Source organism: Brevibacillus soli (genome assembly GCF_044759095.2).
GTDB lineage: Bacteria > Bacillota > Bacilli > Brevibacillales > Brevibacillaceae > JBIYSM02.
The window spans coordinates 1-12712 of record NZ_JBIYSM020000036.1 but is presented as its reverse complement, the minus strand read 5'-3'; the positions used below and the strand labels follow the sequence as shown (position 1 = coordinate 12712).

The following is a 12712-nucleotide window of genomic DNA, read 5'->3' as shown; positions in this document are numbered from 1 at the left end:
GAGAAAAGAGTCAACCATGAGCCTGCTGTTGGGAGCGGCATTCCTGATGGCCACGTCGGCCATCGGCCCCGGGTTTTTGACCCAGACGACCGTGTTTACCCAAAAGCTTGCAGCCAGTTTCGGATTTGTCATCCTGATGTCGATCATCCTCGATATCGGGGCGCAGATGAACGTCTGGCGGATCATCGCCGTATCGGAAAAACGGGCCCAGGACATCGCCAACATGGTACTTCCCGGCTTGGGATACTTCGTCGCGCTGCTCATCGTGTTGGGCGGTCTCGCTTTCAACATCGGGAATATCGCCGGCGCCGGCCTGGGCATGAACGTCATGTTCGGAATGACTCCGGAGATGGGGGCTTTATTCAGTGCGGTGATTGCCATTGGGATCTTCCTCGTGCGCGAAGCTGGCAAAATGATGGACCGCTTTGCGCAGGTAATGGGCTTTGTGATGATCATCCTGACCGTATACGTTGCGATTGTCTCCGCACCGCCCGTTGGTGAAGCCGTCGTCAAAACGTTCGTTCCGGATCAGATTGACATGCTGGCCATCGTCACCCTGGTGGGAGGAACCGTTGGTGGGTATATTACCTTTGCGGGTGGACACCGTCTGCTTGACGCCGGGGTAAAAGGGGTCTCCGCCCTGCCGGAAGTGACGAAAAGCTCCGTATCCGGGATCGCGATTGCGTCCATCATGCGAATTGTCTTATTCTTGGCAGCATTGGGAATTGTTGCGCAGGGGCTCGTTTTGGACAAGGCCAATCCGCCGGCATCGGTGTTCCAGCTGGCTGCGGGTGAAGTAGGCTACCGGATTTTCGGCGTGGTGATGTGGGCTGCGGCTATTACATCCGTTATCGGCGCTGCCTACACGTCCGTTTCCTTTATTCGGACCTTCCATGAAAAGATCGAATCCGCCCACAAGTGGATTATTGTCGGCTTCATTGCGCTTTCTACGCTTGTCTTTGTTCTGGTGGGCAGACCGGTGAAAATCCTGGTTCTGGTAGGATCCGTGAACGGGTTGATCCTGCCGATTTCACTGGGGGTCATGCTGGTCGCAGCCTACCGCAAAAATATCGTCGGGGATTACAAGCATCCGCTGTGGATGACCATTTTCGGGGGGATCGTGGTCGTTGCCATGGCCATCATGGGTGCCTACACGTTGATCAATGAGATTCCCAAACTGATGCAATAATCGTTTCGTTCCCTGCTCACCGCAGGCTGTAGCCGGCCTGCGGTCTCATATACTCCAAAGAAGAGGTAAAAGGAGGCTGGAAACATGAACAATGTCGAACGTTTGACACCGCAGGAAGCGCGTCAGCTGATGAGAGACAACCGTTGGCAGAAGCCTACTTCAGGGATGGCCAACGGGTACACGCAAGCCAATCTCGTCGTACTGCCGCAAGAGCTTGCCTTTGAATTTCTGTTGTTTTGTCAGCGCAATCCCAAACCTTGCCCCGTGCTGGATGTCACCGAACCCGGTTCGCCTGTTCCGTCGCTGGTGGCACCGGAAGCGGATCTGAGAACCGATTTGCCCAAATACCGGGTCTATCGAAACGGGGAGCTGGCGGAAGAGGTGTCAAGCATCGAGCATCTCTGGCAGGATGACCTGGTTGGGTTTTTGATCGGCTGCAGTTTTACATTTGAACAAGCCCTCCAGGACAACGGTATTCCTGTCCGGCATATAGACCAAGGGTGCAACGTCCCCATGTACGTTACCAATATAGACTGCCAAAAGGCCGGCCGATTCGCGGGGCCGATGGTGGTCAGCATGCGACCCATCCCTCGTGAACAGGTGGTGCGGGCGGTACAGGTGACATCCCGCTTTCCGGCCGTACATGGAGCTCCTGTCCACATTGGAGATCCGCAGGCGATCGGCATACATTCCCTGGAACGACCCGACTTTGGCGATCCGGTTCCAATCAATCCGGGGGAAGTTCCTGTATTCTGGGCGTGCGGCGTCACTCCTCAGGCGGTCGCCATGCACGTCAAACCGTCACTGATGATCACTCACGCACCCGGACACATGTTTATCACTGACTTGCGTGACGAGCAGTTCGGGGTATTGTAAACATGCGTACTGCGCTATCGGCTGTCCAATGGGCCATGTTTATCCTGGCGGGCAGTGTCGTTGCGCCGCTGGCCATCGGTCAGGCCTACGGGTTGACACCACAGGAGATCGCCGAATTTGTCCAACGAACCTTGTTTGTGCTGGGCATTGTTTCGATCTTACAAGCGCTATTCGGTCATCGCCTTCCCATCATGGAGGGACCGGCCGTTCTTTGGTGGGGCGTGTTCCTGCTCTTCGCCCAGCTGTCCTCCGGGATGGGTATGGGCCTTTTGGACATTTTGAAGGCATTTGAACTGGGATTACTGGCCAGCGGTGTCATTTTCCTGCTGATGAGCTTTTTCAAGTGGATGGAGCCCGTTCGCAAGTTGTTTACGCCTACGGTGATCGGAACCTATTTTCTGCTGCTGGTGGCTCAGATGAGCGGTCCCTTTCTCAATGGCATTCTCGGCACTTCGTCACAGACCGTCAACTGGTCGGCGTCAGCGATCTCTCTGGCAACGCTGATCGTCGCAATCACGCTGGCGAGGAGTCGGAACGGACTGCTTCGAAGCTTCTCCGTCCTCATTGCCATTGTCTTCGGCTGGTCGTTGTTTGCATTGGCCGGATTGTACCACCCCTTCGACTCGCAGACGGGCGGGTGGTTTTCTCTTCCGAAGCTCTTTGTCTGGGGATGGCCGGAATGGAACGGCGCCATTTTGTTCACCTCCTTTCTGGTTACGCTGCTTCTGTTAAGCAATTTGATGGCCAGTGTGGAAGCGGTGGAAAAGGTCGTCAAGACGGATGAAACCGCAGACCGCAACCGTTCCGTTCTGGTAATGGGGGGGAGTCAGATGCTGTCCGGCGTCTTCTCCACGGTTGGCTTCGTGCCGCTCTCTTATACCGCCGGGTTTATCCTGACCACCAAAATGAAAGAAAAGCTGCCGTTTTTGCTTGGCAGTCTGCTGCTTCTTCTCATTAGTTTTTTTCCGCCGGTAACCATGTGGTTCGCATCCATTCCCGTACCGGTAGGTTATGCCAGTGTGTTTCTTTCCTTTGCCAACATGATCGGGATGGGCCTAAAAGAACTTGCCGACACCGGCCTCGATGAGCGGAACCGCTATGTGGTCGGGATTTCGTTGATGACAGGGATGGGCAGCATGTTTCTTCCCGCTGCGTTCTTGTCGCAGCTTCCGGCATTCATCAGTCCGCTTGCGAGCAACGGGCTGCTGGTAGGAGTGTTCACCTGTATCCTGCTGGAGCAAGCCACAAAGGTGAGAGATGATGCTGGAGCGGGAGTGAAAAGAACAAAGCCGACGGTTTACCGCTCTGGCAGCGAATGGCTGGATCGGGTGGAGGAGACTAGGAACAAATGGTCGAGATAGCCGGAATTCATTTGCAATTGCGAATACCTCAAATCTACTAGTAGCTTGCATGGAAACCTGCTAGAATCTGTTTCTAAAAAGGGAGAAAAACCATGCAGGGCTTGTCAATAAAACAGCTTGTCTTTATCAGCTTCATGTTGTTTTCCATGTTTTTCGGGGCAGGAAATCTGATTTTCCCTCCGTTTCTCGGGTATAACGCCGGCGAAAACGTCTGGCTGGCCTTGGCCGGATTTATCGTCTCCGCGGTCGGGCTGCCGATCCTGGGGGTAGCGGCAGTTGCCAAAGCCGGCAGTTTCCAGGCGATGGCGCGTCGCGTCCATCCATCCTTCGCTGTCCTGTTTCCGATGCTGATCTACGTATCAATCGGGCCAGGTTTGGCCATCCCGCGTGCGGGAAGTTTAGCCTTTGAAATGGGGATGGGCCCGTTTTTGCCTGCGGAGTGGAGCGGCAGTCCAGTCGCCTTGTTTCTGTACACGGTCGTTTTTTTCAGCTTCGTTTGGTGGTTGAGCCTGTCTCCGTCCAAATTGGTGGACCGGTTCGGGAAAATGCTCACACCCCTATTATTGGCACTGATCATGGTGATTTTTGTGAAAAGCTGGTTCTCACCGTTGGGAGCTGCCGGGGAACCGGATGAGAATTACCTGTCACACCCCGCATTTCAAGGATTTTTGGATGGCTACCTGACAATGGACGCGCTGGCTGCTCTCGTGTTCGGGATCGTCGTGGCGGATGTGCTTCGATCAAAAGGTGTACAGAACAGCAGCCAACTGTCGAGATACATGATGGCAGCCGGTCTCGGTGCAGGGCTGCTTCTTGCCGCGATCTACATCATACTGGGGTACCTTGGCGCATCGAGTGGAGCTTTACCTGATGCGAAAAACGGTGCAAACATCCTTACCTACGCAGTACATCAGTTGTTTGGCACGAGTGGCGCCTTGATTTTGGGGCTGGTCTTTACACTTGCCTGCTTCTGTGTATCCATCGGGCTTGTCACCTCGTGCAGCCAATACTTCACGGCAGTCTTTCCACGCATATCCTATGCGACATGCGTAAAGCTCCTTTGCGCAGGCAGCATGCTGATCGCCAATCTGGGATTGACGCTGATTCTTCAGGTGTCAGTACCGATTTTAGGTGCGATTTATCCCGTTGCGATCGTGCTGATCGTACTAGCCTTACTGGATCGCTCCGGCAATAAATCATCAGCAGTCCACCGGGTAACGGTGGGATTCGTCGCCCTGTTCAGCGTAGGGGACATGATCAATGCGATGTTTTTGTCCCGCGCTTGGGACCCGTTCTTTGCAACCATGCCGCTCCATGAAAAAGGTGTAGGCTGGTTGATGCCCGCTCTTGTCGGGATTGTCCTGGGTTACGGGTTGGACAAATGGACAGACAAACGAAAGCCGGAGGAAATTCGACCGGCACAAACGATGTAAGAATGGAAAGAGGGACTCTTCACTCAGGGTCCCTCTTCTTTCGTTAACCGGAGGTCTGCAGGATGTAAATGTGGCTCTCCTCACTGTAACGGTATATCTGGTAGAAGCTCTGTCTCGTCATGGGAACTGACAGGTTTTTTCGATGGTACGTTTCCCGCAGTGTCGTATAAAGCAACCTCCGCCCGTCCTGATCCAACAGGACACTGCCCGTTTCATAAAAGAGCGGGGGAACCTCGGGGAGCATTTTCACATAGGTAGCCATGCCGTTCCATACTTCTTTGTATCCAGAAGGCGTCTGACGAATGATAAAATGTTCGTCGCGCAAAATTCCTGGACTGCTGCCAGCCCGTCCGCTCACTACAATTGCCAAGTCGCCATAGACCTGAACGAAGTGGACTGGGATTTCTTTCACATACACTTCGCGGTAGGTGCCGTCGATCCGTTTATACAAGATAAAGACACCCTGTTTGTTGAACTCATTGACATAAGCCGCCACCAATGGAAAACGTTCTCCACGCAAGGATACGACCATGACCTTGATATCCTCGTGTTTGACCTTACTGGCGGGCGTAACTTTTGACTGAACCGAACCATATAACCAGTCGGGGATCAATGGCTGAAGGTGCTGATTGACGGTTGGCCTTCTCAAAAAGCCGAACATCCGAAGGAACCTCCTTTCCCGCTAGGCTTGGAAGAGAAGATCGTCTGTGTATGAATTCTCCTCCTTTTTGTCTGTATCAGGAGCAGGGTATTCAGTCAGATAGGCAAATGTGCCTGACAGCTAATGGTCTGCAGACCGCTGCAAAAGAATCTTCAACAAAAAGGCTTGCCGCAAGTGGGCAAGCCTTTCGATCATCTTTACTGAACGTTGCGCTGTTCAACGTCTTTCACAGCTCGGTAGATCAGTTCAAACAATTCGTCTATGTCCTGTTCTTCGATGCAGGAGAAGGCCACGCGAAGGTCCGTCTCGCCCAGGGCAATCGTCCCTACGCCGTATTGCTGCAAGAGGTGAACGCGAAGCGACTCGGCATCGACGGTTTTCAATTTCAGGCACATGAAATAGCCGGAATTGAACGGGTAGTATTCCCAGGCATCGTCGAATTTGCCGCTGTCCAGCAAGTTCTTGACCCGGTTGGCGCGGGCTTTCATGATGTTGAATTTCTCCAGCTTTTGATCGTGGAATTCCGGTGATTTCAGGGCTTGGAGGACAAAGGTTTGTGACGGATGCGGTCCGCTCGAGATCGTGGCACGGATGATACCCAAAGTCTTTTGTTCCAGTGCCTGCAAGAGAGCGTCGCTTTTTCCAGCATAGGTGATGAAACCGACGCGGAATCCCCAGACGTATTCTTCCTTGGTTGCCCCGTCCACCTTGATTGCCAGAACGCGAGGGTGCAGGTCGCTCAATGCGCCAAACAGGGATTCGTGCAGTGAACCTTCAAAGAACAGTCCGAAGTAGGCATCGTCAGTTACGGCCACGACATTTATACCCGCTTCCGCTGCATCTTTTATCGCCGCAACGATTTGCTTCCCTTCCTCGAGTCCAGGAGTATAGCCGGTTGGGTTATTGGGGAAGTTCAGCACGACGATGGCTTTTCCTTTTTCCTTTTGGGAGAGAATGGCATCACGCAGCCCGTCTGCATTGAATGTGCCTTCGGCGTTGTATAACGGGTAGTTGACGATTTCGGCCCCTCTGCGAACGCCGAAGGTCAGCTCGTAATTCTCCCAGTTTTTATCCGGGATAATGACGGAGTCGCCAGCGTCCGCAAACAGATCTGCGACGATGCTGAGTCCATGCGTAAGCGCATTGGTTACGATGGGGTTTCCAAATGTTTTACCCTTAAGGGACGGGTTCTCTTGAATCATCTTTTCCCGCCATACGCTGCGCAGTTCCGGTTTGCCCGCCGGTGGAGCGTATTCGTAAATGTCTTTTGGAGAATACGCCGACAGAGTGTCCTGGATGACCTTCAGATGCATGGGCTGACCGTTTTCCAAAGCGATGCCGATCGTTGCATTGTACTTGTGGGCCTTTGCCTTGGCTTCGGCGGATTGGCTCAAAATGCCTTCCTTCGGGAAGTAGATCAGTCTGCCAAGGTCGGACAACATTTCGTACACATGTGCGTTTTCGCGTTGAAGCGTTTCGTTGAGTTGTTTGGCTAGTAGGTGCATAGTGAATTTCCTTCCATTCATTGAGAATTCATATCTTCTATCATACCATGTTGAACCAAAAGTGATAAAAAATATGTCGTTGATCGGGAAAAAATTCTTTGTTTGTTATAATGGTTCGTACATATCAGGACTATTGCTACGACAAGCCTCGTTTGATCGGTGTTCGTATCGGAAACAAAATGTTTGCAGTCGATGTTTATTACAGGTTTGAGCCGATTCAAACGGGTACCCGATTACAGTACGAGTGTCATCTCACCTATTCCAACTGGTTTGCAAAATTCATGGGGCGTATGTTTGGCTGGTTAACCCGAAGAATTTTAACAAAGCAGATGACCATGTTAAAGGCATTGGCAGAACGAACCTCGGGTACCAACAGAACTTGACGATGGTCGAATACAAGGTTAACATGATTTTGGGACATCTCTTTTATGATCGATGTCCATCTTTTATTTCAATGGTTACTTACTTATTCAATAATATTTGGATAATACAGAAAGTTTACATTTTTTAATGAGGTGAAGTGATGGAAAACATAACTATTGAAATTGTGAAGGATGGAAACATTGAGCAGTGCAGAGAGTTGTGCAACGAACTCATGGCCTTTCAAAAATCAAAGGCTACGATCGCACCAGAGAAATTTGACACGATGAACTTTGACACAAGAATGAAAAAAAGCTATGAAAGTTCGTTAGAAAGCCAGGTTATTGTTGTGAAGGACGATGGTATTCCTGTTGGGTATGTTTTCTCTACCATAGATAATATTGAAAACAGTAGTAAGAACACTTATCCAGAATGGGCTCCCGTAGAAAATATTGAAAACTGTATAGGCTTTTATCCAGATTGGGTTAATCTCCCCAAAAAGATTGGTTGCTTAAATAACTTGTATGTACGTGATCAATATCGTGGCATGGGACTTGGCTCCAGACTGTTTGAAATGTCTATGGACTGGCTTGAGAGCTTTCCCGATGTTGATTTAGTATTTATTTATGTTTCAAATGGCAACGATGAAGCGCTTGATTTTTACCTCAGTCGTGGTTTCATCTTTAGTCACGATGTTTTTGGCGGCTTTATCAAGGCTGTCTATAAGTTTAAAAAATAAAAGACTTGAGTAAGCGATCATTATAAACTCATGCCAAGTCGGGTATGAGTTTTTGTTTTATCATTGGGCTATGATAAGGTAGAAAATGCATTTGACATAACACCAAAAGGTGTTATATTCATTTATGACACCAAATGGTGTTATAAAAATATTTGGAGGCATGGTTATGCAAACACAGGGAACATTGCCAGAAATCCGGAAAACAGTTATACTCAATGCTCCGATTGAAAAAGTATGGAATGCTGTTGCAACAGCAGAAGGTATTGCCGCATGGTGGATGCCAAATACTTTTGAACCTATTTTGGGACGAGACTTCATCCTTCATGCAGGTCCATTCGGTGATTCACCTTGTAAAGTAACGGAACTCGACCCTCCGAACCGTGTCGGTTTTGACTGGGGGAAGGATTGGCACCTTGTTTTTGAATTAAAAAAATTAGAAGATGGAAAAACAGAGTTCACCCTGATTCATTCTGGCTGGGATACAGAGAAAGTCACAGAGTTTGGGCAACCACACTCAGTCGTTCGTGGCATGATGGACGGCGGGTGGGAGAAAATTGTCAAAGAGAAACTCCCCGCATTTATCGAGGCATAAATTGGTCGCATCCCCGTCCAAGCACGATGTATTTCAGGCAATTGCCGACCCAACTCGCCGCAGTCTGTTAAAATTGCTTGCTGACAAGGAAATGCCCATTACCGCCATTACGGAATGCTTCCCGATTAGCCGTACTGCTGTGAACAAGCATCTGCATGTTCTTTCCGAAGCGGGCCTTGTCAGTAGTCAGAAGGTCGGACGGGAAACTCGGTACAAACTTCAGCCAGAACCTCTGGTCGAACTAAAAGAATGGCTTGCCTTTTTTGAACAATATTGGGATGAAAAACTGTCTGCTCTCAAAAACTTTGTAGAGGCGGATAACGATTCGTGATGAGAAGAACATTCCCTGCTTGAACCATATATCGAATATGGCTAAATGGCACTAACACGCATTCGTTAGTGTCTTTTTTCTTCTCGATTGGGTAAGATTAACATTAATGTGAACAAGTAATGGAGGATTACATAATGGTGGTGAAAGAAGGACAGCAGCCTAACAGATTGATAAATGAAAAATCTCCATACCTGCTGCAGCACGCCTACAACCCGGTAGATTGGTTCCCATGGGGAGAAGAAGCTTTCAACAAAGCCAAACAGGAAGATAAACCGATCTTCCTCTCCATCGGCTACTCTACCTGCCATTGGTGTCACGTCATGGAGCGGGAGTCGTTCGAGGACGACGAAGTCGCCCGTCTGCTCAATGAAAAATTTGTCTCAATCAAAGTGGACCGGGAAGAGCGGCCGGATGTGGACCACATCTACATGACCGTCTGTCAGGCGATGACCGGACAGGGAGGATGGCCGCTCACCGTGATCATGACGCCCGAGAGCAAGCCGTTTTTTGCAGGCACGTATTTTCCCAAGGAATCAAAGTGGGGACGTCCCGGCCTGATGGACATCCTCCGTCAGGTTTCCGCGGTCTGGGAGCATGAAAGGGATCAGATCACTAAACGGGTGGAGTACATACACGAGAAACTGACGCCCCATATGACCCGCACGGATCCTGGCACCCTGACAAGCGAAACGCTGCAGGAGGCGGTAGAGCTGTACCGACGCCAGTTTGATCACGTATACGGCGGTTTCGGTGACGCGCCCAAGTTTCCGACACCGCACAACCTGCTGTTTCTGTTGCGTCAATCACGGGCGACAGGCGATTCAGAGGCCCTCTCGATGGTGGAAAAAACGCTCTCGGCGATGCACCAGGGCGGCATTTACGACCACGTAGGCTTCGGATTCGCCCGGTACTCCGTGGACAGGGAGTGGCTGGTTCCCCACTTCGAAAAAATGCTGTATGACAACGCGCTTCTCGCCTATACCTACCTGGAAGCCTTTCAGGCGACGGGAAAGCCGGCCTATGCCAAGGTGGCGAAAGAGATTTTCACCTATGTTCTGCGGGATATGACAGACCCTGCCGGCGGGTTTTACTCGGCGGAGGATGCCGATTCAGAAGGGGAGGAAGGAAAATTCTACGTTTGGGAGCCTGACGAAGTTCTTGAAGTGTTGGGGGAGGAACTGGGTTCCCTCTACTGTGACGTGTACGATATTACGGTTCACGGCAACTTTGAAGGACACAGTATCCCCAATCTGATTCGCTCCGGCAGCGTCAGCGAAAAGCATAGAGAAAAGCTGGAAGAGGCAAGGGTGAAGCTGTTCGAGCATCGGGAAAAGCGCGTGCACCCAGGCAAGGACGACAAGATCCTCACAGCCTGGAACGGCTTGATGATCGCCGCTTTGGCCAAAGGCGGGTTGGTTTTGGGGGAAGAGAAGTACCTGCATGCGGCGAAAAAGGCGGTCGGTTTCATCCTTGACCATCTGCAAAACGAACAGGGAAGACTGCTGGCCCGCTACCGGGGTGGCGAGGCCGCTTACCTGGGGTACGTGGATGATTACGCCTTCTTCATTTGGGGACTGCTGGAGCTGTTTGACGCGACACAGGAGCCGACCTATCTGCAAGAGGCGCTCCGCCTGAATGATGACCTGCTGCGATTGTTCTGGGACGATCAGGCTGGAGGGCTGTTCTTCTACGGCAGCGACGGTGAGCAGCTGATCGCCCGACCGAAGGAAATTTACGATGGGGCGACGCCCTCCGGAAACGGCGTCTCAGCGTATAATTTCTTGCGGCTGTTCCATCTGACGGGTCGGACTGAGCTGGGTGAAAAAGCCGAGCAATTGCTTAAAGCCTTTGCCGGAGGGATCCAACACTACCCGATTGGCTACAGCTTTTCGCTGTTGGCGCTGCAGCTTGCCACGGGACGAGTGCGGGAAATCGTAATCGCCGGCAAGGCGGAAGACGAGTGGACCCAGTCGTTCCTGCAGGTTGTCCGACGAGTGTACGATCCGTTCGCTCTCGTCATCTTGCATGACCCTGCCGGCCCGCTTGGAACCGTAGCGGAAGCGGTGAAAGACAAACAGATGCAGGCGGGAGAAGTGACTGCCTACATCTGTGAACATTTCGCTTGTCAGGCGCCGGTAACCTATCTGGAACGGTTTCGTGAACAGGTGTCTCAACGGTAGAGACGCTGAGGCAGGGAGATGCGCACCATCGTGGCCAAACCGAGGTATCCGAAAAGCGGATAGAGGAACAGCAGCAGCTGTGAATAGCCCACGAGGCAAAACAGGAAGCTTGCCAAAAACAACGCCGTGTAGATGCGCTGCTCCGATATGGGCAGCAGTTCGCGAAGCTGTTGGGTGATGCCGAATACATTGGAGATCAGTGTGGTGAAGATTTCCGAGTACAGGACGAAGACGAAGAACAGCTGCAGCCAATCGTTCCATTGGTCTGTGATGTAGACGATCGGAATGTCCATCAACCGGACATCATCCCAATTCGCCAGCATCGCGGCATGGGCGATCATGAGCAAAAGGCCGAGGCTGCCTCCGCCGATGACGGCAGCCCGCTTCAGTACCAGTCGCTCGCGAATCGTACAGCCGATGGGAATCAGAACAGATTGCGCCATCGCCAGATTAAACGAGACGTACAGGACGGCTTTCCAGAGAAAGGTATAGGTCGTTGGAGCGGTTACCGGCAGGGGAGACTCGGCTTGGCCGGTAAACAGGATGAGACAGGAAAAGAGCAGCATCGTCGGCACCACAACGGAGTTTACCGCAAGCAGCCGCTCGAGCCCCTGTCTCAGCACGAAGTAACCAAACAGGGCGGTCAGCGACGTCCCTGCCACATAAGGCAATTGAAACTGTTCTTCCAGGACGGACCCTGCGCCGGCGAGCATGACGGTGGTGACGCCGAACAACGTGAGGAAGACGAGCAAGTTGATGGCCCGGCCAATCGTCGGTCCGAACAACCGCTGATTGAACGATTCGTACGAGGGTGTTTTCATGCAGGAGGAGAGCCACATCATTTTATAGCCCAGCCATACAAACAAAATGGTGGAAAGGAGGATTCCCAGCGTCCCCCAGTGTCCGTACGAAGTGAAAAAGGCGAGGATCTCCTGTCCGCTGGCAAAGCCTGCACCGACAATCGTGCCGATGTAGGTGGCGGCGATTTGAAAGCTTTTTCCCCACAGCTTCATCCCATGCCAATTCCTTTCCCGCAAGATCTGCTAGTACAAGTGTATGAGGCATGGCCGAAAACAGAAGGGGAATTGATGGAGAAACGGGCGGATATCTCACCGCCCGTGAGACTGTCGAAAAAGGGATTGTGTCTATTCGGGATCGATTTCTCCGCTTCGCTCGGCCCTCCTCCCCGCAGGGATGTGTCACTGTCCGCTCCGCGGCGATTCGCGGGGGCAGCGTCAAAGTAGCGTCGCTACGATATCGTTTCAGAGGTGACGCTGCGGATCCCCGCGCCCACCCCGCTCCGCTAGCGGGTCGTCACAGCTCGCGGGTAGCTGGAGAAATCGGTCCCTCACACATACATACGGGTTTGTCGACAGACTGACGGGCGGATATCTCACCGCCCGTCTTATTTTAGTGTATAAGCGTACTATGTCAATTAGTTTTTTCGCCCTTTTTGAGAATGGCAAACACACCTAACGTAATTTT

Annotated in this window: 12 protein-coding genes; 9 read left to right on the top strand and 3 right to left on the bottom strand. The window is 51.7% G+C overall.

The features are described from left to right. The first annotated feature begins 16 nt into the window (after positions 1-16). From ACE99V_RS14825 to brnQ, 4 genes are all read left to right on the top strand, one after another. The gene (locus ACE99V_RS14825) at positions 17-1189 is read left to right on the top strand and encodes an NRAMP family divalent metal transporter (RefSeq protein WP_400492042.1); all 1173 of its coding nucleotides are present in this window, start codon (positions 17-19) and stop codon (positions 1187-1189) included. Between the two features lie 84 nt (positions 1190-1273). After that, entirely contained in the window at positions 1274-2065 is a 792-nt protein-coding gene (locus ACE99V_RS14820) for a putative hydro-lyase (RefSeq protein ID WP_400492006.1), read from the top strand. Positions 2066-2067: 2 nt separating this feature from the next. Continuing rightward, positions 2068-3426: a purine/pyrimidine permease gene (locus tag ACE99V_RS14815; RefSeq protein WP_400492005.1), complete on the top strand. Its 1359-nt coding sequence runs from the start codon at positions 2068-2070 to the stop codon at positions 3424-3426. Positions 3427-3518: 92 nt separating this feature from the next. After that, a complete protein-coding gene (gene brnQ, locus ACE99V_RS14810) occupies positions 3519-4859 on the top strand; it encodes a branched-chain amino acid transport system II carrier protein (protein ID WP_400492004.1) in 1341 nt (446 codons plus the stop codon). A 43-nt stretch (positions 4860-4902) separates the two neighbouring features. Here the strand turns inward: brnQ and ACE99V_RS14805 are convergent, their stop codons facing one another. Beyond that, on the bottom strand, positions 4903-5520 hold the full coding sequence (locus tag ACE99V_RS14805; RefSeq protein WP_400492003.1) for a hypothetical protein: 618 nt from the start codon (positions 5518-5520) through the stop codon (positions 4903-4905). A gap of 197 nt (positions 5521-5717) precedes the next feature. After that, positions 5718-7025, bottom strand: coding sequence for an aminotransferase class I/II-fold pyridoxal phosphate-dependent enzyme (locus ACE99V_RS14800; protein WP_400492002.1), 1308 nt, complete (start codon positions 7023-7025; stop codon positions 5718-5720). Between the two features lie 110 nt (positions 7026-7135). On the opposite strand from ACE99V_RS14800, the gene ACE99V_RS14795 reads away from it, so the two are divergent. The 5 genes from ACE99V_RS14795 to ACE99V_RS14775 all read left to right on the top strand — a co-directional run bounded on the left by ACE99V_RS14795 (position 7136) and on the right by ACE99V_RS14775 (position 11227). Beyond that, positions 7136-7408 carry an SRPBCC family protein gene (locus ACE99V_RS14795; RefSeq protein ID WP_400492041.1) on the top strand — a complete coding sequence of 91 codons (273 nt, stop codon included), beginning with the start codon at positions 7136-7138 and terminating at the stop codon, positions 7406-7408. A gap of 140 nt (positions 7409-7548) precedes the next feature. Then, on the top strand, positions 7549-8124 hold the full coding sequence (locus tag ACE99V_RS14790; RefSeq protein ID WP_400492001.1) for a GNAT family N-acetyltransferase: 576 nt from the start codon (positions 7549-7551) through the stop codon (positions 8122-8124). A 166-nt stretch (positions 8125-8290) separates the two neighbouring features. Further along, entirely contained in the window at positions 8291-8716 is a 426-nt protein-coding gene (locus ACE99V_RS14785) for an SRPBCC family protein (protein WP_400492040.1), read from the top strand. Beyond that, positions 8679-9047, top strand: a complete 369-nt coding sequence (locus tag ACE99V_RS14780; protein WP_400492000.1) for an ArsR/SmtB family transcription factor — start codon at positions 8679-8681, stop codon at positions 9045-9047. The genes ACE99V_RS14785 and ACE99V_RS14780 overlap by 38 nt, the downstream gene beginning before the upstream one ends. A gap of 134 nt (positions 9048-9181) precedes the next feature. Next, positions 9182-11227: a thioredoxin domain-containing protein gene (locus tag ACE99V_RS14775; protein WP_400491999.1), complete on the top strand. Its 2046-nt coding sequence runs from the start codon at positions 9182-9184 to the stop codon at positions 11225-11227. On the opposite strand, the gene ACE99V_RS14770 is transcribed toward ACE99V_RS14775, so the two are convergent. After that, the gene (locus tag ACE99V_RS14770; RefSeq protein WP_400491998.1) at positions 11218-12240 is read right to left on the bottom strand and encodes a YkvI family membrane protein; all 1023 of its coding nucleotides are present in this window, start codon (positions 12238-12240) and stop codon (positions 11218-11220) included. The genes ACE99V_RS14775 and ACE99V_RS14770 overlap by 10 nt on opposite strands. Positions 12241-12712 lie beyond the last annotated feature (472 nt).